This is a genomic window from Halobellus rufus, from assembly GCF_000739575.1.
In the GTDB taxonomy this organism is placed as follows: domain Archaea; phylum Halobacteriota; class Halobacteria; order Halobacteriales; family Haloferacaceae; genus Haloquadratum; species Haloquadratum rufum.
The window spans coordinates 61,510-88,506 of sequence record NZ_BBJO01000001.1 but is presented as its reverse complement, the minus strand read 5'-3'; the positions used below and the strand labels follow the sequence as shown (position 1 = coordinate 88,506).

Annotated in this window: 25 protein-coding genes; 9 read left to right on the top strand and 16 right to left on the bottom strand. The window is 55.2% G+C overall.

Annotation, left to right across the window (positions count from 1 at the left end):
- The first annotated feature begins 84 nt into the window (after window positions 1-84).
- Entirely contained in the window at window positions 85-861 is a 777-nt protein-coding gene (locus ACP99_RS00450) for a DUF7260 family protein (RefSeq protein WP_081926986.1), read from the top strand.
- Here ACP99_RS00450 and ACP99_RS00445 read toward each other — a convergent pair.
- The 5 genes from ACP99_RS00445 to ACP99_RS00425 all read right to left on the bottom strand — a co-directional run bounded on the left by ACP99_RS00445 (window position 858) and on the right by ACP99_RS00425 (window position 6,760).
- Complete coding sequence (locus tag ACP99_RS00445; RefSeq protein ID WP_049984705.1) at window positions 858-3,155, bottom strand: nitric-oxide reductase large subunit; 2,298 nt, start codon at window positions 3,153-3,155, stop codon at window positions 858-860. The genes ACP99_RS00450 and ACP99_RS00445 overlap by 4 nt on opposite strands.
- Window positions 3,156-3,202: 47 nt before the next feature.
- On the bottom strand, window positions 3,203-4,357 hold the full coding sequence (locus ACP99_RS00440; protein WP_049984704.1) for a multicopper oxidase domain-containing protein: 1,155 nt from the start codon (window positions 4,355-4,357) through the stop codon (window positions 3,203-3,205).
- A gap of 168 nt (window positions 4,358-4,525) precedes the next feature.
- A complete protein-coding gene (locus tag ACP99_RS00435; protein WP_197052309.1) occupies window positions 4,526-5,173 on the bottom strand; it encodes a CPBP family intramembrane glutamic endopeptidase in 648 nt (215 codons plus the stop codon).
- Window positions 5,174-5,349: 176 nt separating this feature from the next.
- Window positions 5,350-5,793: a disulfide bond formation protein B gene (locus ACP99_RS00430; protein ID WP_049984702.1), complete on the bottom strand. Its 444-nt coding sequence runs from the start codon at window positions 5,791-5,793 to the stop codon at window positions 5,350-5,352.
- Window positions 5,774-6,760, bottom strand: a complete 987-nt coding sequence (locus ACP99_RS00425) for a DsbA family protein (protein ID WP_049984701.1) — start codon at window positions 6,758-6,760, stop codon at window positions 5,774-5,776. The genes ACP99_RS00430 and ACP99_RS00425 overlap by 20 nt, the downstream gene beginning before the upstream one ends.
- A gap of 1,182 nt (window positions 6,761-7,942) precedes the next feature.
- Between ACP99_RS00425 and ACP99_RS21370 the strand changes: the two genes are divergently transcribed.
- Window positions 7,943-8,161: a hypothetical protein gene (locus ACP99_RS21370; protein WP_081926985.1), complete on the top strand. Its 219-nt coding sequence runs from the start codon at window positions 7,943-7,945 to the stop codon at window positions 8,159-8,161.
- Between the two features lie 338 nt (window positions 8,162-8,499).
- Here the strand turns inward: ACP99_RS21370 and ACP99_RS00420 are convergent, their stop codons facing one another.
- From ACP99_RS00420 to ACP99_RS00400, 5 genes are all read right to left on the bottom strand, one after another.
- On the bottom strand, window positions 8,500-8,718 hold the full coding sequence (locus ACP99_RS00420) for a DUF6684 family protein (RefSeq protein WP_049984700.1): 219 nt from the start codon (window positions 8,716-8,718) through the stop codon (window positions 8,500-8,502).
- A 105-nt stretch (window positions 8,719-8,823) separates the two neighbouring features.
- A complete protein-coding gene (locus ACP99_RS00415) occupies window positions 8,824-9,384 on the bottom strand; it encodes a TATA-box-binding protein (protein WP_049984699.1) in 561 nt (186 codons plus the stop codon).
- A gap of 63 nt (window positions 9,385-9,447) precedes the next feature.
- Window positions 9,448-10,305, bottom strand: coding sequence for a cytochrome c oxidase subunit 3 (locus ACP99_RS00410; RefSeq protein ID WP_049984698.1), 858 nt, complete (start codon window positions 10,303-10,305; stop codon window positions 9,448-9,450).
- A gap of 2 nt (window positions 10,306-10,307) precedes the next feature.
- Window positions 10,308-11,030 (bottom strand): cytochrome c oxidase subunit II, encoded by a 723-nt coding sequence (coxB, locus tag ACP99_RS00405; RefSeq protein ID WP_049984697.1) that lies wholly within the window; start codon window positions 11,028-11,030, stop codon window positions 10,308-10,310.
- Entirely contained in the window at window positions 11,027-12,820 is a 1,794-nt protein-coding gene (locus ACP99_RS00400; RefSeq protein ID WP_049984696.1) for a cbb3-type cytochrome c oxidase subunit I, read from the bottom strand. Before ACP99_RS00400 ends, coxB begins: the two co-directional genes overlap by 4 nt.
- A gap of 202 nt (window positions 12,821-13,022) precedes the next feature.
- Here ACP99_RS00400 and ACP99_RS00395 point away from each other — a divergent pair, with 202 nt between their 5' ends.
- From ACP99_RS00395 to ACP99_RS00375, 4 genes are all read left to right on the top strand, one after another.
- Window positions 13,023-13,997: a transcription initiation factor IIB gene (locus ACP99_RS00395; protein ID WP_049984695.1), complete on the top strand. Its 975-nt coding sequence runs from the start codon at window positions 13,023-13,025 to the stop codon at window positions 13,995-13,997.
- A gap of 408 nt (window positions 13,998-14,405) precedes the next feature.
- A complete protein-coding gene (locus tag ACP99_RS00385; RefSeq protein ID WP_049984693.1) occupies window positions 14,406-14,783 on the top strand; it encodes a winged helix-turn-helix domain-containing protein in 378 nt (125 codons plus the stop codon).
- A gap of 8 nt (window positions 14,784-14,791) precedes the next feature.
- On the top strand, window positions 14,792-15,058 hold the full coding sequence (locus tag ACP99_RS00380; protein ID WP_081926983.1) for a DUF7521 family protein: 267 nt from the start codon (window positions 14,792-14,794) through the stop codon (window positions 15,056-15,058).
- A gap of 2 nt (window positions 15,059-15,060) precedes the next feature.
- The gene (locus ACP99_RS00375) at window positions 15,061-16,380 is read left to right on the top strand and encodes an arylsulfotransferase family protein (protein ID WP_231554188.1); all 1,320 of its coding nucleotides are present in this window, start codon (window positions 15,061-15,063) and stop codon (window positions 16,378-16,380) included.
- Window positions 16,381-16,910: 530 nt separating this feature from the next.
- Here ACP99_RS00375 and ACP99_RS00370 read toward each other — a convergent pair.
- Window positions 16,911-17,438, bottom strand: a complete 528-nt coding sequence (locus tag ACP99_RS00370) for a hypothetical protein (RefSeq protein ID WP_156105558.1) — start codon at window positions 17,436-17,438, stop codon at window positions 16,911-16,913.
- 191 nt (window positions 17,439-17,629) lie between these two features.
- On the opposite strand from ACP99_RS00370, the gene ACP99_RS00365 reads away from it, so the two are divergent.
- Together ACP99_RS00365 and ACP99_RS00360 are read left to right on the top strand one after the other, a co-directional pair.
- Complete coding sequence (locus ACP99_RS00365) at window positions 17,630-18,319, top strand: metal-dependent transcriptional regulator (RefSeq protein WP_049984689.1); 690 nt, start codon at window positions 17,630-17,632, stop codon at window positions 18,317-18,319.
- A gap of 140 nt (window positions 18,320-18,459) precedes the next feature.
- Window positions 18,460-19,695, top strand: a complete 1,236-nt coding sequence (locus tag ACP99_RS00360) for an Nramp family divalent metal transporter (protein WP_156105567.1) — start codon at window positions 18,460-18,462, stop codon at window positions 19,693-19,695.
- Between the two features lie 613 nt (window positions 19,696-20,308).
- Here ACP99_RS00360 and ACP99_RS00355 read toward each other — a convergent pair.
- On the bottom strand, window positions 20,309-21,358 hold the full coding sequence (locus tag ACP99_RS00355; RefSeq protein WP_049984687.1) for a sodium:calcium antiporter: 1,050 nt from the start codon (window positions 21,356-21,358) through the stop codon (window positions 20,309-20,311).
- Window positions 21,359-22,063: 705 nt separating this feature from the next.
- On the opposite strand from ACP99_RS00355, the gene ACP99_RS00345 reads away from it, so the two are divergent.
- Entirely contained in the window at window positions 22,064-23,113 is a 1,050-nt protein-coding gene (locus tag ACP99_RS00345; RefSeq protein ID WP_081926981.1) for a PrsW family intramembrane metalloprotease, read from the top strand.
- 76 nt (window positions 23,114-23,189) lie between these two features.
- Here ACP99_RS00345 and ACP99_RS18825 read toward each other — a convergent pair whose 3' ends face one another.
- From ACP99_RS18825 to ACP99_RS00330, 4 genes are all read right to left on the bottom strand, one after another.
- Entirely contained in the window at window positions 23,190-23,882 is a 693-nt protein-coding gene (locus tag ACP99_RS18825) for a S26 family signal peptidase (protein ID WP_197052308.1), read from the bottom strand.
- On the bottom strand, window positions 23,863-25,686 hold the full coding sequence (locus ACP99_RS00340; protein WP_197052307.1) for a flippase activity-associated protein Agl23: 1,824 nt from the start codon (window positions 25,684-25,686) through the stop codon (window positions 23,863-23,865). Before ACP99_RS00340 ends, ACP99_RS18825 begins: the two co-directional genes overlap by 20 nt.
- A gap of 260 nt (window positions 25,687-25,946) precedes the next feature.
- Entirely contained in the window at window positions 25,947-26,150 is a 204-nt protein-coding gene (locus ACP99_RS00335) for a hypothetical protein (RefSeq protein WP_049984685.1), read from the bottom strand.
- Window positions 26,151-26,282: 132 nt separating this feature from the next.
- Window positions 26,283-26,915 (bottom strand): DUF420 domain-containing protein, encoded by a 633-nt coding sequence (locus ACP99_RS00330; RefSeq protein WP_049984747.1) that lies wholly within the window; start codon window positions 26,913-26,915, stop codon window positions 26,283-26,285.
- Window positions 26,916-26,997: the final 82 nt, after the last annotated feature.

The following is a 26,997-nucleotide window of genomic DNA, read 5'->3' as shown; positions in this document are numbered from 1 at the left end:
GTCAACGTCACACGCCCCGTCCACGAAGCTTATGGCCGAAATTGACTGTACTGCAGACACAATATATGTGCCGCTATACTGGCCATGACCACCGAAGAACCCTGTTGGCCGACGTATCTGGACGCTGCCCTTGAAAGCGTTCGGCGAGAGCGACGCGAGGTTGAACGTGAGTGCCAGGCCTTTCGGCGGTTTCGCAAGCGTACTCAAAGTCTCAAAACAGACCCGCCACAGATCGAACAGATATCTGGTGGGGCGCATCAGAGGTTCTCATCCGCGCAGCCGTCTGTCCGTGACGTGATCGAGCCGTATTATCGGGAGACCGTGATGGCAGTCGATCACTACGACGATGTTTACGGTGATTCGTTCGAGACGAGCATTAGTGCCGAATTTGGGGCTGATGTCCTGCTCCTGATTTCGGAAGCGATGTCGTTTTCACAAGTCATCAAACAGCGACTCCTTGGTGCCGCTCAGCAGTGTATTGACCGCCGCCGGGTGTTTATAGAAACACTTGAAACGGAATCTGCGATGTTCAAAGATGCCCAATCCACAATCCAGACGATCCGAAATACGGTTGTCGAAATCGACGACGAAGACTTACGGGACCTTTCGGTCACCCAATTAACCAGCCGCCAAGAAACACTCCAATCGCTGACACGGAAATGTGAGGAATGGCTTCAACGACGACAAGAGCAGATCCATGTCCGGCGGTCCGAGCGGTCGTCAGGTGAGCGTGACTACACTACACTCTGCTCATATCTATACGAACCCTTGGACGTTGACCATCCAATATTAGCTACCTTTGTCGAAGTGATGGAAATCATTCGTGGGCGTGAGGGACACATCCTTCGTATGTTGGGTTAGTCATCGTCTTCCGCAAGGACGCGTTCCGAGATACTCTGTGATGCGGGCGCCTCATCCGGTGTCATGACGGCGCGGAGCGCGAACCGCTTCCGGATCATATCGTATGCGAACACGAGCGTCCCGAGAATGAGAAGCGTATCGCCGGGGAACCGCGCCCAGAACAGCAGTTGGATGACTTCGCGATTGTAGAACGCGAGGCTCCGGGCGGCGTCATATCCCTGAGTGAAGGCGACCTCGAGTTGGAGGAAGCCGACCGGGAGAACGGAGACAAATACCATCACCGCCAGGCCAGCGTTCCAGAGCCAGAATGCCCACCGGAGCCGTCGCTCGACCCACTGGCCAGGAGCGGTGGCGATTCGCAACATATAGGTCGCCATCCCGAGTGCGAGAAAGCCGAACGCCCCGAACATCGCCGCATGTGCATGGCCGACCGTCAGGTAGGTACCGTGCTCGTAGTAGTTGATGAGCGGCAGATTGATGAAGAACCCGAGAACGCCTCCACCGACGAAGTTCCACGCTCCTGACGCGATAATGAACATGAACGGGAGCGTATAGGGGAACGTCTCGTCACTCGTTGCGAGGACGCGATATTCGTTGAGGGCTTCAAAGAGGATGAGTACGAGGGGGATGAGTTCAAGCGTTGAGAAGATCGTACCGACCGGCAGCCAGACGTCAGGTTGGCCAACCCACCAGTAGTGGTGGGCAACGCCGATGACACCCGTACCCATCACGAACAGCGCCTCGAAAATGACTGCCTTTTCTGCCGACCGCTTGCGCAACAAGCCCATCGAGACAAGCGTGAGTCCGACGATGGCGACGATGAAGAACTCGAAGGCACCCTCCACCCACATGTGGACAACCCACCATCGCCAGAACTCCGTCATCACGATATTCGTCTTCGGCGTATACAGCATTCCCGCCAGAAAGAGAACGCCGATCGAGCCGCCCGCGTACAGTATCATATGGGCCAGACCATACTGTGGTTCACGGTCGAGCAGTGGTTTGAACCCCCGAGCGACGAGGACGGCCCACAGCCCGAAGCCGACGAGGAGGCCCGCCTGCCAGAGTCGTCCGACTTCGAGATATTCGAGTCCTTCGTTGCCGAGAATCCACCACAAGTCGCCGTCGATATATCCGTTGGCACCAAGCCAGATACCGGCGAAACCTCCGAGAATGACGATTACCAACGTCCCGAGCAGGACGTGGGTATACTTGGCCTGATTCGACGGCTCGTAGCCGGTGAGAAGTGGAGGCAGAAACAGCCCCGAACCGATCCACAACGTCGCGATCCAGAGAATCCCGAGGTCGATGTGATAGGTGCGGGCGAGGTAGAACGGGAGGATCTGGAGAATGTTCATGCCGAGATTCTCGAAGAGCCCGAAGAAGCCAGCCCGTTCAACGTAGTAATGAGCCAAGAGCGCACCCAGAAGTACCTGAGCAGTGAAGAGAGCGGCCGCGATGGGGATGAATCTCGTCGCGGCACGTTGACTAGGCAACAGTGCGATCTCGTCTGGATCGGGAATCGTGACGCTGTCGATATCCGGCTCCGGGAGTTCAACGGACTTGTAGGCCCAAACGCCGATTCCTGCGGCACCGACTAGTAATACCATACTGATGACGCTCCAGATCATCGTCCCTCCGGTCGGGACGTTTCCGGTCCCCGGAGCGTACGGCCAGTTATTCGTATAACTCGTCTCTGTACCCGGACGGTCCGTACTGGCGATCCAGGCTGTCCAGAGTGCAAAGTCAGCGAAGCGGCGTGCCTGATCGTCGGTGGCGATCATTCCCTGCGGAACGCCACGCTCGGCCTCGCCCTCGTGGTAGCGCTCCACGTACGTCTCTCGGACCTGTCGGTGTGCGTATGCCTCGGCGGCCGAGTGGCGGATCGTGCTCCGGTCAGTCGTGTCTTGGAGATCTGTCTTTACTCGTTGATCGACGACCGCTTGCTGGCTCGCAGAGAGGGCGTCATACTCGGCGTCGAAGCGCTCTCGGGCGTAGTACGTCGCCATATACTGTCGCTTTAGATCCAACGTATCGGCGGTGTAGTCAACTCCAAAGTAGGCGCCGTTGCCGAGGATGGTTCCCTGATTCATTAAGCCGTCAGACTGGAAGACTGCTTTTCCAGTCTGTATCTGTTCGTTCGAAACGATCGTTGACCCGTCTGGACCGACCCCTCGATCCGGAATCGGTGGCGTGTTTTGATACGAGTACCAGGCACCACCTCCCATAACCACGAGGTTGAACACGAACACCCCGACGAGGAACTTCGCGAGGGTCTTGCGTTCGACTTGCATAGTCTCTCTTATTTGATTTCGACCTACTGATTGTAGAACCCGTTCACCTACTGGCTGTAGCCGGCATACTCCATAAGCTGGTTAAAGATGTCCGTATCCATGACGGATCGATAGACCACACCAGTAAGCATCCCGCCGGGATAGAACGTGCCGTTCATGACGTGGTTGACCTTGTGGCAGTGCATCAAGTAGATGCCGGGGTCTGCATCGGCAGTAAACTCGATCGTGTGTCGTTCAGCGGGAGCAACGTTCGTGACGTCCATGTCGTGTCGGGCAGCCTCCGGAATCGTCCCGCCGTCCTTTTCGACACGCTGGAAGCGGTGGTTATGGATATGCATCGGGTGCGACATGTACCCGCCGTTGACGAGGTGGATGCGAACTGAGTCGCCCTCGTCGACGATGATCGGTGACCCTTCTTCGGGGTGCAGTGTTCGGGGTGCGCTCTTCCCGTTGACGGTAAACACGTCTGGATTGCGACTGGCCGAATTGTAGGTGAAGTCCGCCTCACCGGCCCACTTCCGCGGAACCCGCGAATCCCAGTCTTTGACGGTCATGAAGTATTCGCGGTCCGCTGGTTCGTAGCCTTCGGGATCAACTCGGTAGATCCCGTACATACCCATGTCGATATGCCGGTGGGTCTGGAAGTGACAATGGTAGAAATGCGTTCCAGGGACGTTGGCTGGGATCTCGTAGGTGTGTGTCTCACCCGGTGGGACCTGGATTCCAGTCGTCGTCGGGACGCCATCGTTCTCCCACGTCTTGCGAACCCCGTGGAAGTGAATCGTGTGGGGACGTCGGCCATCTGTGTTGTCGAGTGTCACCTCCATCGCGTTCCCCTCGGTCGTTCTGAGAATTGGGCCGGGGACGCTGGGGTCGTTGTCGTCGGCCTGGAACGCCCAGACGCGGGGGAATTCGACGGGCCCACCCATTGTATCGAGCGGGTGGACGGCGTGGCGGGCCTGCTGAGTCCGCATCGTCACTTCGCCACCCTGCTCGTCGACGTTGACGACTGTTGGAGGGCTGGTGTAGGGGAGATCAGGCGAGTCAGTTTGTGTCTGCGTGGGCGTATCGCTCGTTGCTGCTGGCTCGTTGGCTCCGCCCGCAGAACAGCCTGCTAACGAAGCGATACTGGTCGCGCCAGTTGCCGCGAGAAACTCACGCCGTGACAGTCCGGTTCCGGGTGCGCCGAAACGTGTAGTCATGATACACTCGGCATTTTGGTTGGCCTAAACATAGGGCGATTGTAGATTCCCAGTTCACGGGATAGCGCTTGGATATGTTCGGCACAAGCTGGATAGGCATAGCGGGAGCTTCTCTAAGTTTGAGTGTCCAATGCTAGTCTGAAGTCACGCGCCGAATCTGGAGAAATATCAAATCCCGCCCGTCGAGGTAAGGTACGCGCTCGCAAATTGGATCGCATTATATGTTGCATGCATAACTGCAGGAACTGCGAGATTCTCCGTATATTCGTACGCAGTCCCGAGCACGAGTGCCAGAACAAATGCCGTTCCAATATATACCAATTTTCCCTCACCGGTCAACGAGAAGAGGTGGATCGAAGCGAATAATGCACTGGCGAGAACGATGGCGCGGACTGGATGGAGTGTTTCGCGGAGTCTTCCCTGGATGAGCCCCCGGTACAACAGCTCTTCTCCGGGTCCAACCAACAGAAACTGAAGCGGGACGAGAAGCAGGAACACGCCCGGGTTCTCTTGCCCGACCTCGACGATCTGATTCTGTGCTGAGCTTAGACCGAGGGCTGAAATCACCGACGAAACCACAAAGAGCAGACCTAGGAGCGCAATACTTCCGCCGATAATCACTGCACTATCACGTTTATCAGGAATATTGATGGGGATGAATCCGAGTCCGAGATGATAGCGTTTGAGATAGAGGAGGGTGATTCCCCCGAACGTCACCCCCTGCAAGAAGACCGTGACCAGGAACAGCCGGAGGCCAGGACGCGACGAAAGGTCGACGCCAAGCAGTCCGACACCTGTCACGATGGTGAGGATCACGACCGATCCAACAAGGTACGATCCATATGTGAGGCCAATTGCCGTGGCGACAGATCCGAGCCGAGATGTCGAAGGCATTGATTATACTGGAATGTTGGAACTCCCACTACAAGCGGGCTTCGATAGGTCGATTCCGGCGCTATTCATTCCAAGACATCCCGCGATAGTGACTTCGTTCATAGCTGACGTTCTGGTTCGATCACGTCTGATCCAGCGAGGACTGTAATCGTCACGAGCACGAACGCGATGAGTGAGAGATTCGGAATCGTGAGTCCGAGCACGGGAAGCCGCCACTGGACGACTGCACAGGGGCCTGCGAAGGTACACGAGGTCGTCGTCGCTTGGAGGACGGAGTGATATGCAGCGATCACCCCGCCGACCACGGATAGTGGCGTGACTGTCCGCCAAATCGTGTCGTGATTCTCGACTGCGGCAACGCCTAAGACGATGACGAGCGGGTACATGAGAATCCGTTGGTACCAACAGAGGGTACAGGGAACGAGCCCGAGGCCGAGACTGAACCAGAGGCTCCCAGTGGTCGCGACCGTCGCAACTACTGTCCCGCTTGCGAGCCAGAACCGACCATCGGTGGTCGTTAACTCAACTCTGTCCGGCAGCATCTTCGATCAGCCGTCTGGTCCGGTCTTCGTTCCCGAGCGGGTTGATTGTCGTTCCGTCGATGAGGAGGGTCGGCGTGGAATTGACGCCACTGTCGCTCGCTGCCTTGCCTGTCGCCCGAAGTGCGTCCTCGTACTGGTTTTCCTGAATTGCCGTCCGGACCACTTCTGTCTTTGACATTCCTGCCGACTGGGCAAATTCTACTAACTGATCCGCAGTTGCCCATTGCTCACGTTCGGGAGGCTGATTCTGGAATACGTATTCGTGAAACGACCAATACGAGGCTGGCTCAGCGTTCCAGACGGCTAACCCGGACTGCCCGGCTGCTGGCGCATCCGGACCTAAAAACGGCTCTCCTCCGATGTAGGCGAGATTGCGGAACTCGAGCGCGATTGTTCCCGGTTCGACGTAATCCGTCACCAACTGCGAGAGCATGCCGGTGCTGAACTGGGCGCAATACGGACATTTCCAACTCCCGAAGTAGGTGACTGTGACCTCGGCGTCAGCGGATCCCATTACTGCATAGCGGAATTCGGTCGGCGAATCGGGAATCGGTGCGGTTGCGACGGCGCCCGCTCCACCAGTAGAATTGGTGCTCCCGTTGGATTCGGTACCCTTGTTGTTAGTAAGAACGGTTCCGCTAACTACGAGGGTGGCAGTGGCAGTCCCACCGCCGGCGAGGAGCAACTGTCGGCGAGTGAGCCCTCCAACAGCAGCACTAACTCCGCCCTCCGAGAGACGCTCGGTGAATGTGAGTGAATCGACGGCTGCGTCTGCTCGCTTGTAGTCGACACGTGAGAGTGTATCGGGATGCGCGGCGAGCCAATGTCTATACAACCGCTCGTCAGTTTCTCCCTCCAGTTGCTCACCACAGTAGTGGCACGCGTTGTGGGTGTTCCACGCATGATCGCGAGTGGCTCCGGCTGTCTCGAACTGATCGGCACAGACCGGACAGGTGTGTGTAGTCATTCTCAGTCGATAGTTGGGGTTGAGGGACTCATACGTTTATTGTCCTGTGCTCGATAGTCGGCTGGATTGTCGTCATCTGTGGTGCCTTTCTGTGAATATGGATTGGGTTAGCAACGAAGATCTGAGACGAAAGCGGTCGGTCGGTGGGAGAGCATAATCGAGGCTGGTCGAGGTCCAAAACAATAGGGGACGGTGCTGCCGACCAGTTGCATCCTTGTCCACTGTAGGCGTGTTCGCCGGTGTTCGTTTTGTGCCGATAATCTCGACTTCGTGATCTGTTCCATCACTGAGGAATAAATTGGGCTTAGTGATTACTGATAGCGGCGCTCCCCGCTCGAAAGATTCTCTGTCTCCGTCATCTCTTCACTGTCTCATCTCGTCTAACAACAGGTCTACAGGCTGAGCAGGCCGAGTGCCTCGGGGTTTGACCCGGAGAGTGAAGGCCGTAAGCTCTTTGTCGCAATCCACCGAAGTGTGAATACAGTTGCGACGTGGGTTAAAGACCTTAATCCGAAGCAACTGCCGGCAGTTGCGAGGAAATGCGACACCTCTCAAAACCCTGCTACGGCAGGTGAGACGGGTGTTGTCGGGCGGGGTGAAGCCGCCGACCCTCACGGACGCATCGGGCGTTCGGGTGTTAATTCCAACCGACCCAACACGGGGAGGTCGAGGGGAATTAAATTCGCCTGCGACAGCACGACTCGGTTTTGGGCGTGCGGTCAAAACGGTGAAGCCGCGGGGCTTGTCCCCGCGGTACTTCACTGCCTGTGGGTACATTTCTCGAAATCAAAGCCCTTGAATGTGCCCGTCATCTGGGAGATCTCTGCCCACTATGCTGGTTCAGTTGACCCTTGATAGTAGATCAAGAGAGCGATTAACGGTCCCATCGTACCAATCGTGGCGATAACTGCCCCGACCCCTCCATCGGTGAATGTAATGCCGAGAAGCCACGCTCCGACGAGTGTGAGACTCACGAGCAGATACACGATATAGTTCATGTGAAACCATTGCGCAACACAGGCCCTTAATCTAGCGAAAATCTCCGTCCGTCAAATGTGAACTCTACGCTGATCGAGTTATTACCGGTCTCCATACAGATGCTACGGCTGGGTGTCTGTGGGTACTCGCCTTGCTCTGTACGTGAATCGAGCGCTTTTTACAGAAGTCTAGCCAACAGTAGGTATGGGCTCTTCCGAAACTGCGTCCCGACAAATAAGCCGCCGTCGGGCGACTCTTGCGGTGTCACCATTTCTCGCGCTCGGAATTGCAGACATCATCCTCCTTCTCGGGTGGGGTGTCGATCCACTCTGGGGATTCATGATTCTCCCCCCCATTCTATTTATTACCGTGCTTGGATGGATCGCGTTTCGAACGGGATTCGCACGCGACCGGACTGACTGAGCAATGTCTGAGAAAGAGCTTTTGATGCTTATTCTCGGCATAATTGCTGCTCTGATGTTTGTGGCTGGTCTTGTTCTTGTTATGACATGACCCGTACTCTTGGCATACTACTGGTAAACGAGTAACCGAATCGTTCAGCCCGGTTCGAGAAGAACTGCGAAAACCGCTAGTGGCGGGATTAGCACGAACACGAACACCAATCCTGCAATCGGTCTTGTTCCTAGTTTCCACAGAAAGACTGCCACGAGAAATAAGAGAAAATCGACTCCAAACAAGGCGAGTAACCAGTGTCGTTCAAACCATTCTTTTAGATCCATACCAAAATCAGCGGATCTACGTTATCTCTCAATATGAATGGCAGCCTCATAGGTCAATATCACGAGCGCGATGAATGGGACGACGATCAGTAAAATCTGCATCGCGGAAACTAATGAGAGGGTAACCCCCCACGGAGCGACGAGTATGAAGAACAGGAGGAAAAAGCCCAAAATCAAGAGCGGGACGACGTTGACTGTGATGTCGAGCAGGGTGTCTTTCGACCAGATGGTGTCGGTCATTGGTTGACTGTAACACGCAGGTTGTAATGTGGTTTTTCATAGCTCGGTGTTCCCAGTCCGGGTGGCCGAGCCGAATTGATACTTGCGTATCCCGTGGCCGAATTCTTAGTCCAGGAGGTCAAGGTTCTGTAGGTGATCGTGAATGGTTTCAATAGCCTTCGTTGCGTCCTCAAACGACTTACATCCGGTAATGACCAACTTGCCACTTCCGAACAACAACCCTACGACAGTCGCATTTGGGAGCCGATACACGAGTCCTGGAAACTGCTCGGGTTCGTATTCGACGTCTTCGAGACCGAGGCCAACCGCAATAGCGATGAGATTCAGGCGCTGGCCAAGCTCACCGCTCGCTACCATATTCTGAATGACGATGTCTGCCTCGGTTGTGACAGGAATCCCTAGCGATCGAAGTTCGTCGAAGAGAGTGTGAATGGCTTGATGTGCCTCGTCAACACTCGCAGCACCAGTACAAACCATTTTCCCGGAACGGAAGATGAGAACCGCTGCTTTGGGGCTCTGAATACGGTAGATCAACCCTGGAAACTTGTCTGGATCATAATCTGTGCCGGCAAGATCGTCGCCGAGCTGATCTAGGTCAAGTTCCTGCTCGATCCCAGTTGATGCGACCACGTTTTCGATTTCGAGGGTTTCTTTTGGAGATGGCATAGGGTTAGTCAGGTAGTTTCGATCGACCACTCGAATGAAGTTCTTGAACACTCATCTCGATCATTATAGGGTGAATGCGGCACCAACGTAGAGCGTGGCGACGAGGAAGATCCAGACGGCGTCCACGAAGTGCCAGTACATGGTGACTGTACTCACGGAGGTATGGCGCTCTGGTGAGTAGTGCCCGTAGAGTGTCCGGACGGAGAGAAGCGCCAGGAGAATTACGCCGAGGGTGACGTGCAACCCGTGGAGACCAGTTAATCCGAAAAAGGCACTGAAGTAGATACCACTCGAGAGGGTGAATCCCTCACCGACGATGAACTCGTAGTACTCTAACACCTGTCCAGCGAGGAACACCACACCGAGGAGGACGGTCGTCCCGAGCAGGCCGGCAAACCGACGACGATTCCCATTGCGGAGCGCACTGTGGGCGAAATGGAGCGTGACACTACTGAGAATGAGTATCGCTGTATTGGCGAGTACGAGCGACGAGAGTAGGTCCGGTAGCTCACCGGGCGGCCATGGGCCGACTCTGATGAAGAAATAATAGACGAAGCCAGCTCCGAAGGTGGCGACTTCTGTCCCCAGGAAGAGGAGCATTCCCCACCGGAGCTTCCCTGTCGAATCCTCTGCGTCCCGCGACCAGTAGTGCTTGACGAAGCCGTGATAGATCCAGCCGTACAGTCCGACGAGGAAAAGAACCACCCCAGCGATAATGGTGGCGGGTCCCACGTTCGCACCGACGAGCGCGTCGTCACCCTGTCCAAGTAGGAAGAGACCTGCACCCACGTAGAGTCCAGCCGCCCCGAGCGCAGTGACGAAGGGCCACCAGCTGGCTTCACCGAATCCCTGCGGCCAGTCTTCGACTGCTGGAAGGTGGTGGCTGTGTCCGTCTGTGGAGTCGTCTTCTGTGGTAGACATTGTTACTGTTGAGATTCCTGTTGGTCTTCGAGCCACTGCTGATATTCGTCGTAACTCACGACTTTTACTGTTGCAGTCATCTGGGAATGACCTGTACCACAGAATTCCGCACAGTAGAGCTGATACGTTCCCTGGGAAGTGGGCGTCGTCTGGAGGCGGTTGTATTGCCCAGGGACCGCGTCCTGTTTAAGGCCCAGTTCTGGGATGTGAACTGCGTGTATGACATCTGTAGACGTTATATTTAGCGAGACGGTCCGATTTGCGGGGAGGACGAGCGTCCCTCGTGACGTGACGTTTGCCTCAGGATACTTGAACGTCCACAGGAACTGCTGCCCGACAACGGTCACCTCGGTTGCATTCGTCTGGCCTTCTTCTGTTACTTGCGGCGTCGCGGTGACGGCGGGTAGAGCGAGGACCTGATATGAGGCAACCCCGACGAAGAGCAGGATGATCGCGGTCGCGACGGTCCAAGTAATTTCGAGTCGTCGGTTCTCTTGTGTTGGTGCTGGCTCGTCGTTGTTCCGGAAGCGCCAGACGGTGTAAATGAGGATTCCCTCAACGAGGATAGTAATGGGGACTGCGACGTAGAGGAGTTTGAGATTCAGTGACTGAATAAGCGCTTCCGTCGCCGAATCTGCGCCTGCTGCTGCGGCCGGCAATGCAACGATGCTCACACCGATTGCGGCGAAGACGACTCCGAGGAGCAGCTGTCTGTGGCGAGTCATGTTGTTTCCTCCGTATCGTCGTCACTCTGGGGTGGTCTTGCTTCGCTTCCCCCATCAGCGAGTGTCATCTCTTGCTGGGGATCAAACCATTCCCACTCCTTCGTCAGCAAGCCGTCCTGTGCCAGATCCCATGGATCGCTCTCTTCGACCCGTGGCCCCTCGAGCCACGACTGTACAATATTCCAGAGGAAGACGAGTCCGCTGAACCCAATTAAGTACGCTCCGACCGTCGCAATTTGATGGAGATCCGTGAACAGGGCGACCGGCCCGATATCGACGTTATATGTCGCATACCGCCGGGGCATTCCGTTGTACCCGAGTAAAATCATTGCAAGAAACGTGAGGTTTGACCCGATCATAAAGAGCCAGAAATGGATTTTCGCAAGTTTGGGCTGGTACCACTTTCCGGTATAGAGCGGGAACCAGTAGTAGATGCCAGCGAAGACGGCGGCGAGGATGGCCATCAGGATGAAATGGAAGTGGCCGACGACGTAGTAGGTGTCATGGAGAACGAGGTCGACCGGGATTGACGCAAGGAAGACGCCGGTGACACCGCCGATGATGAAGAGGCTCACGAATCCGATACAGAAGAGCATCGGCGCTGTCAACCGCAACCGACCGTTCCACATGGTCGTGATCCAATTGAACGTCTTGACTGCACTTGGGACAGCAATGGCGAGCGTGACCGCCATGAAGCTGGCACGCAGTCGGGGATCCATCCCGGTTGCGAACATGTGGTGGGCCCAGACGCCGAATGAGAGGACGCCGATGGCGAGGGTTGAGTAGACAACGAACTTGAAGCCGAACAGCTTCCGCCCCGAGAACTTTGGAAGAATAATACTGATGAGACCCATCGGGGGAAGAACGAGAATGTACACCTCTGGATGGCCGAAGAACCAGAACAGATTCTGCCAGAGGATGGGACTCCCTCCTTCGACTGTGAAAAACGTGGTCCCGAAATTCCTGTCCAAGAGGAGCATAACGAGTGCACTTCCGAGCAGCGGGAAGGAGAACAGGATGAGCCCCGACTGCGTCAGTACCGTCCAGGAGAAGATGTCGAGATTCGCCCAGCTAACCTCCTCTGCGCGTTCAGTGAAGATGGTCGCAATGAAGTTGATCGCCCCCATCGTCGCAGAAACTCCCGTGAGGTGGAGCCCCAGCAGCATCAGGTCAACAGCAGGGCTTGGCTGCTGGATCGAGAGCGGCGTATACATCGTCCAACTGGTCTGCGACGGGGCAATTCCAGGAATGAAGAAGCCGGCCCAGATGAGTAAGGCTCCTGGCGGGAGCAACCAGAATGCGATGGAGTTGATACGGGGGAACGCCATGTCATCCGCTCCGATAAGTAGGGGGACGAAATAATTTGCAAATGCGGCGAGGATGGGGGTTCCGAACAGGAACAGCAGGGTAATGCCATGACTGGTCAACAACGCGTTGTATGTGGTCGACTGGATCAACGTCGCTGGCGGATCAAGCAGTTCGGTCCGCATTATCAGCACCGACAGACCTCCCCAAGCGAGCGTGATCACGGAATAGACCCCATACAGTACGCCGATATCCTTGTGATCTACGGTGGTCAGCCATCGAGTAATTCCACCTGGCTTCTCCTCGTGGCCGTACTCTGTATGCCCGGCACCACCCCCAATGTCGCTCGTTGGCACATACGAGCGGACATCTTCGAGCCGAGCCAACCAGGCTATGACCGCTATGAGAACGAGTCCCATCGAGACGGTCAGTGCAACTGAAGTCGTGACAGAGGTAACCGCAAGTGGCGTGAGTCCGGATATCATGGGTGTTCGAGAGTGTGTTAATTCGCAGGGTTGATTGGACCCCGTCGGCTTCGACCTAGTTGCCGTTCAAAGCGGTGTAGTGAACCTGTTTGGTGGATTCCCAAACGATGGGAATCCGCCCTTCATTTACACTGATTCCGAACCGGAGTTTGCTAGAGAGAACCACTCGGCCGAGGATGTGAAGTCCCGGCAAGCAGGACCTATGAACGAGATATCTATCAGACCAGACGAACGAGATGCTCGCGAGTCAGTGCAGCGAGAATCGGGCGAGTCGTTCCGCGAGATCTGTCCAGAATGCAATGGTCGGATCGTCCCCGACGAAGAACACGGAGAGGTGTCCTGTGAGGACTGCGGCATCGTTCTCGACGAAGACGCTCTCGACCGTGGACCCGAATGGCGCGCTTACGATGACGATGAAACAACCGAGCGGAGTCGAGTCGGGGCACCGACCACCAACCTCATGCACGATAGAGGGCTCAGTACGACGATCGGGTGGCAAGATAAAGACGCCCGCGGAAACCCAGTCCCGTCCAATCAGCGAGCACAGCTCCAGCGGCTCCGGACTTGGGACGAACGCTTTCGGACGAAAAACGCCCAGGAACGGAATCTCAAACAGGCACTCGGCGAGATCGATCGTATGGCTAGCGCGCTCGGCCTTCCGCAGTCATGTCGTGAGATCGCTGGTGTGCTCTACCGCCGAGCAGTTGAGGAAGAACTCCTCATTGGCCGGTCCATCGAAGGTATGGCGACTGCCTGTCTGTACGCTGCCGCTCGACAGTATGGGACACCACGGACGTTGGTCGAATTCACGACAGTAAGCCGCGTCGAGAAACTCCCGGTTCAGCGCGCTTACCGGTACCTGTCGCGGGAACTCGGGCTGGAAATCGAACCGACCGATCCGGTAGCATACGTTCCCCAATTTGCGTCGACGCTTGAGGTGAGCGACGAAGCTGAGCGGGTCGCACGCGACCTTCTTGAGACTGCAAAATCTCACGGTATTCACAGCGGGAAGAGTCCTGCGGGCCTCGCAGCGTCAGCCCTGTATGCCGCCACACATCTCACGAACGAAGGCCTCACCCAAGCAATGGTAAGCGACGCAGCCCACGTCAGTAAAGTCACTATCAGGAACCGTTATCAGGAACTTCTTGACGTCCAGGATGGACAGTCGGGTGTCTAAGTTATGGACCGAGCCGTTCTCCGAGCGCTGGAGGCAGATGGCCCACTTCACGTCATGGAAATTGCCACTCGAATTGAAGATCACCCAATTACTGTCGATCAGGCCTGTGCTCGGCTTCACGACGACGGATTCATCTCTCCGATTGGCGGAGGGCGCTATCGCCTGACAGAGGAGGGTAGCGCACAGCTCAACGACGAGAGCGAGCTTTCACGGGAGCGGCCGTGGAGGAAACTGTTTGATGAAACATGAGCGGCAGTTCAATGGTCGTACTCCACCGCGATTTGAACCCACGAACCTTCGTGTACTGTATGATCCCACAGAATTTCGAGCAAGATAGCGGATGGCGGACTCACCTCCGACCGACTCCGAATCAGTCGACCTATTCCACAGCCGTTTCAAAACCTGACCATGGGCGACGATCCAGCAACTAATGAGGACCCCTCGCCACTACAGGCTGTCCTCGATGCGCTGGATGACCCCGAGTGTCAGACCATCCTCAGAGAAACCGCTGAACCAATGACCGCCAAGGAACTCATCGAACGGTGTGATATCCCGAAATCGACGGTGTATCGGAAACTAGATCTCCTCAGTACAGCTTCCCTCGTCCGGGAACGTATCGAGATCCACCCAGAGGGAGGACGAATCACGCGGTACCAACGTGATTTTACTGACGTGACCATATCGATGGACGACGACGATCAGATCGATGTCGAGATTAGCCGGCCCAAGCGGAGTGCTGATGAACGCCTTGCGAATATCTGGTCAAAGATGGGTGACGAGCTGTGAGTCAAACGATGCTTGCGATTCTCGTCATCAAGACCGTGATTCTTGCCCTCGGTGGTGGGATTACATTCATCGCCTACAAGGCTCATCGACGAACTGGAGAGCCTTCGCTCCGTGCACTTGCTGCTGGTTTTGGAATCATCACGTTTGGTGCACTCCTTGCGGGTATTGCTCACCAGCTACTCGGGGTCGAACTTCAAATAGGTGTTCTCATTAATAGTCTCCTTGTAGCGATTGGGCTGGCGATCATAATGTACTCTCTCTATATTCAGAAATGACGGTGACACACGATCTCAGTTCGAGACTACCGTCGAGAGGCACTTTGCTTGTGGTTGCGGGTCTCTCTCTTTTTGTCACTACTCTCGTTGTTAGTGCTGCCCTCGCTCCAGCAATCGGAACAGCCTCAGACGCAAACCAGGAACGGCTGACAATAGTCGGGTCGCAAGGCGGGGGTCCCGGGTGGCACGAATATGGCAGCGTCTATCTCCTCAACGGTACGAACGTCACATGGCGCGAGTCAAGCGCCGACAGCTACTTCGACGTGACGAAAACCGAGAATGGAACGGTCCTAGCTGGGTTCATGGATGGTGGATACGCTTCGTGTGGTCCATACGAATCACCGTGTACGCGAACTGGATTCCGGGTCATCAATCCGCAGCCCGAACCTCGCGTGCTTTCCGAGTATAGCTTCCCCGTGAGGACGAAAAAGAACAGTGAAGTTCACGATGTCGAACGACTCGAATCGGGAGAATACTTGGTCACCGATATGGAGTACGAGCGTATCTTCACCGTCAAAGATGGCGAAGTTACGTGGCAGTGGAACGCGAGTTCATTCTACGATGCTCCTCAAGACCCGACGACAACTGACTGGCTGCACATCAATGACGTCGATGTCATCGACGAGGGTCGGTATCTCGTCTCAGTCCGCAACGCCAACCAGCTCGTGATTGTTGAGCGTGGTAAGGGGGTCGTCGATGTCATCAATAAAGATACGACGAATTCGAACGATGCAAATTGCCGTAAATCCGGGCAGCTAGCCGATTACGACAACGACGGTGAGGTGCGGTGCGGTGATCCCACGGTGCTCAATCACCAGCACAATCCCCAGTGGCTCGGAGAGGACGCTGTCCTTGTCGCCGACAGCGAGAACGACCGCGTGGTCGAACTCCACCAGACTGCGAACGGCAGTTGGACACCGGCGTGGACTCTCGAAAGGGCGGGTGGTATTCCGTTCAACTGGCCTCGAGACGCCGATCGTCTCCCGAACGGGAATACGTTGATCACGGACACGCTGAATCGGCGCATCGTCGAAGTGAACGAATCGGGGGCTGTCGTCTGGAGTGTCCAAACGGAGCGAATTCCGTATGAAGCAGATCGACTCCCAGTCGGTGAGTCTGTGGGAGCACCTCAGTATGCTACAGATTCAGGATCAATCAATACACCATCTGATGATGTGTCAGTTCTTTCGCTGATGCTTGTCGGTCTCCGAGCAGTTATTCCTTCGACACCATTCTGGTTCCGCGAGCCACAGCTTGGACTGACAATCGTGTCGATGCTTTTCGTTCTTACAGGTGTCGTGGACCGGTTCTGGAGACGGTAACTGTACTGAGAACATAGCTCTCACCCTCAAATCGATGTGTATCTCAAACAGTAACGAAGGTATCAGGATGATGATCACGAGGACATCAGTAATATCTAACGGATACCCGAGGACAGACGAAGCTAGGGGATACGTAGGACTAAGTGTGGACCACCGTCTGGATGGGCCGATCGCGAATCATGGGTACATGGTACAGGCCGGTGGTCCATCCAATTGGTTGGACTCTGTCAGCAATAAATATTTTCCGAATAGACCGGGGCAGATTGAGACGATAATCGTTCTTCGAAAAGACACTCACCCTGAGCGTATTCTGATCGCGACGGGTAGTTGTTCCAAAAGCGTCTACCTGGGGAGAGTTTTTTTTATTAGCTATGGAATACGGTACGATCTTCATTTGAAATTTGAAATGCCTTCCAAGTAGGTTTCGTCCGAGTCATTCTCAATGAGGATCCGGAAATGTTCGCAGACTACCATTTCCCCACTCAATTATGGAGCCAACGCTTTTCGACTCCCAGGTACCGGCTGAGGGGTCATGTCTGATACTTGTATGTTGGTTCCCCGTTCGGATTTGCGACCAACTCTTCAAGATAATCGGCGTAGATCCCATTGCCGGAAACACTTCCATCCGGTCTGATTGCATACGTTTCATTCATATTCTCTATATGGAGATACTGTTCGGAAAGTCGCCATTCCACTACATCAACATTTCCTTGAATCTGTTTTATCGCCTCTTCCAGCGTTGCCGGCGGCTTGACGTACCCCAACCGCCCTTCAGGAAATCCATACACAGGTATGCTGCGGTCGCATACCCCATCCCAGAATTCAGCCGGTGCAACGTCCTTCCATTCTGGCCACTCATTCTTCAGATCCCTAACAAAGGTGACATTCACTAGTTGGGCGTCCGCCGAGTAGTCAGGATTCTCGTCCGTTGTCGATATCTCCTTCCCATTCCTTTCATACGTCCAGTCTGCGATGGTTTCCTCCTCAGGGACGCGTACAACGATGGCAACATCCGGGTCATCGTCCTGAGTATCAAATACGTGGTCACCAAGCTCCATAGATGTCATTCAGCGCCGCTGCATTACCAGTTTTTGGTGCGACGACTGGGAGCACACCCAGTATTGACCTCTACACGCGAGAACAGGTCAAGCACCTCGGGAGTGACCTAGATGGTCTATGTGAGTACCGTAGTCGGGATGGATTCTCGGCAGACAAATATAAGAATTAGGCGTTTCTAATTTACTCATCGATGATGTTGAGTGCTGTCATGGAAGACTATCTCAAAGCGATCTATGTCCTCCACGCGGAAGCCGATGGGAACGTCAAAACATCGGACATCGCTACGCAGCTGGACGTCAAGCCACCGACTGTGACTAGCATGCTGAAGAAACTGGCCGAGAAGAACCTGGTCAACCACGAACCCTACCAGGGCGTCGAGCTCACCCCGACGGGTGAATCCGTCGCGCTGGAAGTGATTCGCCATCACCGTTTACTCGAAGCATATCTCACCGAAGAACTCGGCTACGACTGGAGCGAAGTTCACGACGAAGCCGACCGGCTGGAACACCACGTGAGCGAGACATTTATCGACCGGCTCGCTACCAGGCTTGACGAGCCTCGAGTCGATCCACATGGTGATCCGATTCCGAGTGCCGACTTGGATCCTGTTGAAGACCCTTCCGGGACAGCACTTATCGACTTCAGCGTGGACGAAACAGTCATTATCCAGCGAGTTCGGAATCAGGATCCTGAAATTCTCCGGTATCTCGAGGCACATGGAATCAAACCCGGAACGCGCGTTACCATCAAAGAGGTCACCCCCATCGGAATGATCAGTATTCAACCTCACTCCTACGAGACGATCGTCTCCCTGCCGACTAGCGTTGCTCGTTCTATTTGGGCCAATCAAACCGGCGAAGCGTCAACGTCGGTTCCGTGACCGATGTCCCAAGTGGATTAGATTAGACTAAATCTAAAATTTGGTTCGATGGGTATTTTATTAACCACATCTAGCTTCCTTTCAGAGAGATTGTGACTCCAAACTCAGATGGTGAGACGGGTCCAACAGGTCGCCCGTCACTGCGAAAACTCCTGTACTATCTCGGGCCGGGATTCCTCATTAGTGTCGCGTATATGGATCCTGGGAACTGGGCGACGAATATCTCCGGCGGCGCGAAGTTTGGGACAGCCCTGCTCTGGGTGATCGTCCTTGCGAGCCTGATGGCTATTGGGATTCAAATCATCGCTGCGAAACTTGGGATCGCAACGGGGAAAGGCGTCGCGCAACTCTGTCGGGAACGGTTGCCCAAACCTCTGGTCTGGCCGCTCTGGGCCGCCGCCGAACTTGCGATGATCGCCACCGATATGGCCGAAATCATCGGTGCTGCGATCGGGTTTAGCTTAGTTTTCCAACTCCCGCTAGCAGCAGGGGCGGGCCTCGCCGGAATAAGTTCGTTCGCCTTGCTCGGCATTCGTACGGCCTATCGACGTGGCTTTCGGTGGATCGAGTTCACGATCATGGCGCTTGTCGGGGTGATCTCGCTTGCATTCGTCTTCCAGATGGCACTTGCGCAACCGACCGCCGGGGAAATTGCTACGGGGCTAGCACCGTCGATCCCGAACTCGAGTGCGCTGTTTATTGCGATCGGGATTCTCGGTGCGACGGTCATGCCTCACAGCGTGTATCTGCATCCGACACTTGTCCAGGATCGTCGACAACAGCAAATCGAAGCTAACGGGGATACGGAAGCTGTTCATCGGCGCCACTTCCGACTGGAAAGCATCGACACGACGCTTGCACTGTTCAGCGCGATGTTCGTGAATGCTGCTATGCTTATCGTTGCCGCTGCATCGCTTCAAGGGACAGGTATTGAAACACTCACCGAGGCGTATGTCACACTCCAAGGAGTCTTTGGCACGAATGCGAGTTTCGCCTTCGGCATCGCGCTCATCGCGGCCGGACTGTCATCATCACTGGTCGCAACTATGGCCGGGCAGACCGTCATGGATGGATTTCTGGACCTCAACGTGAACGTCTGGATTCGTCGCTCCGTGACGCTCGTCCCGAGCCTCGCCATCGTGATAGCGGGCTTCGATCCGACGAGTGTCCTCGTGGCCTCCCAAGTTGCGCTGAGCTTCGAACTCCCGTTCGTCCTCATCCCCTTGCTCTGGTTCACCTACCAAGAGGACATTATGGGGAGTTTCACGAATAAGACGAGGACGACCTATGGGCTCGCGGTTATTATCGGCCTCATCGTTGTTTTGAACGTGTGGCTCCTGTACTCGACACTATCCGGTACTGGGACGCCTGGATGACTCGATTGTGTTCCTGACCTGAGATAGCATTACACAGTAGCTGATTCAAATTGAAGAGCACATAGAGAACATGATATTGATCTCATGAACTTTACAGTTGGGCATTCTATATAGGCGCCCTCTGGGTTGAGAGAGCAAGATAACTCTGATCCTGACTGGATGCGATTAAGTCCGTGGTATCGTCGTGCTTACGTCAAAAATTCTGGGACGACGCCAATGAGGCAGTTGACCGCAAGCACCAGCACAACTTTCCTGTACGTTGAAATTTGGTGTTTTCTGAGACAGGTGTTACAGCAGCACTGTTGTAACAGCACGGCAAAGATTGGCGCTCATCAGGAGCTGAAGCCATGTTACATTAGAGCTATTGTAACAACCCCTTTGGGAACCGGTGTTTCATATTAACTACCTTAGCATATACGCGTGTGTATATCAATAAGCGGCATTATTGGAGACCTGCGAACGGAAACGACTATAAGGATTCTCAGTCACAATGAATGCTCTCTTGAAATTATACCTTCTTTATTTGTGGTGCGGGATATCACGTTGGCTTATCGAGCCAAATTTCGGGTTCTCAATGCAATACTCGCGGAAGTGCCCCACACTCACGGGGTACTCAGAGGAGTTGGAGGATGCCGAACGCCATAACGATGAGGTATAGCAGATAGAGAGAGTCGAGGACCCCCACCTGCCAGCGCTTGAGTCCGTGGTCGTCAGAGCCGAAGTGTATGAGCAGCGCCAGCGCCGCTGGCATAAGTGCGACGAACGCTAGGTTGACCGAGAACAGCAACATATTTTGAATCGGCAGGGTCACGAGCGCCAGCGGGAAGAAGCCGATCGTCACTGTCACAGCGTTGTCTGCGACAACACTCGCCGTGCCAGCCGTGACCTGGCCGCTCTTCACGACTCGCCACGTCTTGAAGACTTCCGGTGCCGTGCTCATTGTCGCTGTGATGAACAGGCCACCGATCACTTCGGAGATGCCGAACGCCGCAATCAGATTCTCCGTCGCGCGAACCGTGAAATACGCGCCGACTGCCAACGCACCGACGCCAGCGACCGCGAGACCCAGCTCTTTCGTCGACCACTCTACCGATTCTCCCTCCTCACGACCTCGATACACTGCCTGCGTGAGATACAGACCATACGCAACGAGCATGATGACGCCATCGATCGGCTGCAGTCCCTGCCACTGTTCCGGAATCGTCAGCAGTGCGAGAAGGCCGAGGATTCCGAGATACGGGAGCACCAACACCGTCACACTTCGTCGATCTAAACGGAGTAAGCGTTGCTGTATATGCGCTGAGTGTGACTCTGCCCCGTCGATCGGTGACTCCCCGTCGCTCTCCCGTTGCGTCGTCCCGCCATTGCCCGTCAGTTCGCGCCGCGACGCCAGATACGCAATGGTAAAGATCAGTGGGAAGGAGACAATGTTCGAGCCGAGCATGTTCCCGAGACCGATCCCACCAACGCCGCGAAGGGCACTCGTCGTGTTGATTGCGACTTCTGGACTCGCTGTGACGATGGCGAGGAGAGCCGCCCCACCAGTGCCGGTGATCCCCCACTGTCGGCGAATCTTTCGGAGCGGGTCAGCGAGGTGATCCGCCCCCCAATCCGCCAGCCACACTGCTCCAATAAGTACCAGAATCCAGAGCCAGACAGCCATACGTTTCTTTTTTCGCCATCCTCCCTATCAGGGCTTTCGGTGATTGGCACTATACCAACGTCAAGCCTCGCATCAAAGTGTCTGAAGACGTCGAGTGGACGACGCTCACTGGCACTGTTCCGAACATGGGGAACGGGATGTCTACGTACGCGGTCGTCGAGTTACAGACGCACGCCAGGAGGAACTTCATGTACGCTAAGCGGACGACGGTGGGATCGAATGGCTCCTTCTGCCGGTCCGGTGTACAACGGCCGATGTGGTCGCTCCGGAACAGGGCCGGACGAACTCCAGTGTCTTGGCTGTAGGAATGTATCATATTTGCGTTGGTGAGTCACCAGCTCGAGATACCGTCACCCGTGTTTCGGCCCCGAGTCGTCGATTTATGGTGGTGAGACCATCGAAATCCAGGTTACTACCACTGCACTCACGAACGAGTCGAGGGCGTAATTCCGTGTCTCCGGTAGGATTAGAGAGATATTCCATATGTTTGTTCAATTGCATCTACAAGGCGGGACGAAGTTGAAAAATGTGATAACAGGGACACGAAGAAGCGTAGCAGACATGGCTCGTCACTCCGATGGCGGCGGTCACGTACTCTTTCCGGGTTTACGAATAGAAGCGGGTGATCAAAAGACCAATCCTGTTTGATCAGAGCGACTGGCTCTCTGCGTGAGGATTTTTGGTGGAACCAATACAAGAGGTCGTATGGGTAAGGATAGGGAGCCAATATCTGAGGCTGCTGACAACGATCGCGAGTTATACGAGATCGCGAACTGGTACGAACGGACGCTTCTCGATCGCGTCGCTGTCAGCGTGTACAACGGCCTCCGTTTCGTGAGTCGCGCGGTAGTCATTCTTCTCAGCATACTTCTGTTACTAACGCTGGTCGCTCTCGGTGGCCTCGGACTTCTACTGGACCGACCGATCGTTACCGTTCTCGTGTTCTTCTCTGTCGCCCCCGCGTTCGGACTCGCAGCATATGTTTGGTACGCGGATCCCACGACTAGCGAGCCACTCTGGCTGTTACTCGCGACGTTTTTGCTCGGATTGCTGTTCGCGAACTTTGCTGCCGTCATCAACAGTCTCACGCAACCGCTCTTTGTCTGGATTCCGATCGTGGGACTGTCCCTGTACTTCTACCTCGTCGTTGCGCCGATCGAAGAATTTGTCAAACTGCTCGCCGTTCGACTGTATGCATTTAATAGCAACTCGTTCGATTCGGTTATCGACGGGGCTGTCTACGGTGCGTTCGCTGGCCTCGGGTTTGCCACTATCGAGAATGCGCTCTACGTCAGCCGTGGACTCCAGACAGCGCTTCAGGGAAGCGCCGGGGGCGAAATACCAGTCCTCGGAATCGTTGCGGGGACGGCCGCTGTCCGTGCGTTAGCGGGGCCCGGGCACGTTATTTATTCCGCCTTTGCAGGGTATTACTTGGGCTTGGCAAAGTTCAATCCTGAAGACGCAGGACCAATAATCGTCAAGGGGTTACTTATCGCTGCGCTCATCCACGGGACGTACAATTCACTCTCGACGGTCGTCCCGAACGCGCTCGTGGCGGGCCTGAGCCTTCCTCCTGCTCTTGCGACACTCGCGTTCATAATCGGGTACGTGGCCCTCTTTAGCTATCTGCCTACAGGAAAATTGTCCGGTATCAGGCGGTGTATGAGACGGTCGGTGCTACTACACAAACGGGAGATCGACAACTATAGAGACAGAAATCGGTGTGGAGCAGAGCGATTCCCGCCAGTTCTGTGATTGCGGCCTGCCCGCTCCAATCTCCCGGTCCCTCAATCCAATCGTACCACCGTAGTTCGGTGGTACAAAGCGCGTTCTATACTACGAGCACACCGAATAGTAACCGAATGTACCCGATCCACGGAATCCGGAGTTCCGCTTTCCCTTCTATCCATACGGGCCGAACAGGACCACTGAGTCCCATCACTTGATCGTACTTGTTATTTGCATCCCCTTTAGTAATGAATCCCGCCTGAGGAGCTGGGCAGTTTGGTATTTCACGACAGTTCTCACCATCGAGATATGCGGGATCGGCTTTGTCGTACCAGTTCTCGCTCTCGTTCACCCAGAAGCGAGCACGATGAATGATAGGTGTACCTCCAGCGTAATTTGGTCGATACACGATGACATCTCCATAGCTGCCGAATTTTCGATAGCCAACTCGCTTGCCAATCCGATAGGTCACGACACCTGTGGGATCTCTAGCCGCTGTGGGTGCGAACCGTGATTCCTCGACGACGAACACGAGGTCGCCACGAGACATATGCGGTTCCATACTGCCACTTTCGACAGCAACCATCGGCGGCCAGACGCCACTAATCGCAAACAAAACGACTCCGATAAGAAGCACGACGAGCGCACTACTCACCAGGTCGCGAACGATCTGGACGACCGGGTGGTTTGTTTGCCTGAGCCAGCGAATCCACTCTCGGATGGCGTATCCATCTGGCGGGGAATCTTTCCTGGTCATCGTTTCAGGTTGCGTATTGTCAGGTGACTGCCCCGTCATCGAGTACCCAATTCGATGGTGAACGTCGGGGGTCCCAGCGGTACGGTTCTCGAGAGCTGCTCGTTCGGCTGCTCTGTTCGGACTGGCGAGTGTCGATGAACATAACGACCTCTGCATTCGAGGTGCGAAGACGGTACGTTCGTGCCACGTAGCCGTCGAGGTCGTCCGCAAGTGTGCCTTGGTGTTTCGCTCGGGCGATGATCACTACCGGACGAGTGTCTGAAACCACGCGTTCAAACTCTGTCTCGTTTTCGGCGCAGGTGGCAGTCGCGTTGGCCCGCGTTAGATACCATTGGAGTGGGAGCGTCGAAGAGATGTCAGCACAGAGCGGCCGGATACCCCGCTGTGGAGGATTCTCTGCGAGTAGTTCCTCGCCGTAGAACACGACATCGACGTCAGGATCCGACGGCGAACGGGCATCCAGCGGCTGCAGTGCGGTTCGAAAATCATCGGCTGGCTGGGCGTACTGGACGAGTTCGTTGTGGTCAGCTGTTGGATGGCGGTACACACTGTTCACGGTCGTCACGGCGACCTGGCCTCCGACGAGCAACAAAAGGATCACGACCACGCTTGCATTCAGCCGGTCGTCACGATTCCAGGCATCGGTGGCTTGGCGGTAGAGCCACGCGAGGCCGACAGCCGCCGGGATGGCCAGTGGGACGAGTGCATTGACGGTAATCCATGCCCCGAAGATGTCGGTCCCGAGCGGATAGCCAAGGATACTGACAAATCCCCAGTAGGACGCGAACATCACCAGGTATCGCACAGACCGAGTGCCATACCGTTCGAGGACGAATCCTCCGACTGCGAACAGGACGAGCGGTCCAGCGTACGTGAAAAGGACCTCGACGAATCGCCCGAAGAAGTCGAGGAAGACCGCGACAAGGTCATCTTCTTGCGAGACACCGCCGAACCAGTACGAATACCCCGCCTCGATATCCGTCACTGTTGCATCAACAAGCGCAGGGAAACGGTCCGGATTCGTAAGTGCCTGCCACAGTCCCACTCCGCTGGGATCGGCCGTCCGCGGCGCATAGAAAAACAGGATGATGCCGAGAAATAATCCGACTATCAGGGTTGAATGGCCAATATATCGAGGGAGAGATCTCCGATAGACCGACCACCGCTGAACCAACTGGTGCCAGGTTGACTGAAGACGTGTCAATCCAGAAGTACCCGTTCCCGGTCGAAAGAGTGAATCGTCAACAATTAGGGCCGTCGCGCCGAGCCACGTGAGAAGATAGACCGCAGCATTCTCCTTTGCCGTGAAGCCCAGCGCTGTCAACACGACCGCTGCATAGACGTATCGTATCCGTCGGGTATCATAGGCTCGGACGACACAGCCGAACGCGGCGAACATGAACCCGGCAACTAAGATGGTACTGCGCAAGAAGCGGGAGTAATACAAAAGGACAGGGTTGAAGGCGAGGAAGAGCGCCAGGGCTATTAGTTCACCCGCGTTGAGATGCTCACGAAATAAGAGGGCAGTCCCGGGGAGTAACCCACCAACAATAGCCACGATGAGCCGAGACGTCAGATCAGTCGCTCCGAGTAGAGTAAATACGTAGGTGTTCAGCAATTGGATGAACGGCCCGTGTGTGATATAATGATAGTGAAATGACCCGGTCTGCATATACTGGAGGGTCCAGTAGCCGACGCGCCCTTCGTCGAAGTGGGCGATCCGCTGACCGAGGAAGAGGAGGCGAGCAACGAGTGCGATAACAGTGATGACGACGATCGCACGCTGAAGGCGAATCGTGCGCATCCATCGTAAATTTAGAGTGGGAGCTTTCTCAGAGGGCACATAGAATATCGAGTCAGATCTGCGCATAAAAATCCTGATTTCCATTGAGGGCCGTGATTCTACAGATAATCAAGGCGAGTGTCTCGTGGCTTGTACCCCGAGGCGGTTCGCCAGACTATTGGGATCGATTCTGTTTGGTCTCGTTTGACCTACAGCTTTGGTTTGGTGACCCCGGGCTTGTCGTGAAATTGATCTTTTATTCCTGCTCGCGGTCGAAAATCTGCTACTGATTCACCCTCGTCGTGCTGCTTGGTGGTTGACTAGTGTGTGCCGAATTCAGCGTCTCTCATCACTATCCCAACGAGAGCGATGGTGAGGATGATGATAGCCCCAAGGGAGCCATTAATAATCAAGCTCACCGTCGGCGATCCTGCTGGATCTGGGGTCAATACATACAGGATGTACATTATAAACAGCAAGAGTAGCATTGCCACCACTATTGCGTTGCCAAGTCCCTTGTTCATACGCTGAGGGTTCGTCTCGTGGGGTATAATTCAACCGAATTATAGCAGCCAGTTCGATTACTATCTGACCTACTGATGAACCGATGCAGGTGATAGATGGAGACATCGCTACTTAGTACTACTTTAGAAGATTTACCGCCGCCAGACGACCGGTCCGAACACTAGAATGACGGCGGTACTGAGCCGAACGCGTTCCCAGTCGTAGATATGGTTGAGCAGGATGTACGTCACGACGCCGAGGAACAGGCTCAGCGTCCAAGCAGCGACTGCAACTCGACCGACACGAGGGTGAACGGTATCACGAAGCTCCGCGGGAGAGTGCGTAAGCCCGAGTATAACCGCATGGAGGACGACCGGTACCGAGACGACTGACAGAAGGATATGGACAGCGAGCAGTGCCCAGTACACGTACGTGACGAGCGTCGGGCCGACGAACGCTTTTTCGAACCCGCCACCCACTTTCCAGACGTACAGAACGAGAAAGAGCATAATGAGGCCGAAGGCCGTGAGCATCGCCGCTCGGTGTTTCTGAATCTCGCCACGTTTGATGAACCGCCAGCCAGCAACTAACAAGACTAAGGCGGTGGTATTGATGACCGCGATCAGATCCGAGAACAGTTGGACAGTTGCTGCCCCGATCTCAGGTACCGGCACCATCCCTGCGAATGCTCCAATGACGACAACATACCCGATCACGCTCACGACTGCGGTGACGTGGCGTGGATGAGCGCGTGTGTAGCGGCGGACATCCTCCGAGATTGCCATGTCACCCCCTTTCAGGTCCAGGCCAAACGGTATTTCGATTCGCGGGAGAGCCATACCGCCGTCCAGATCGATGGTAGTCCCC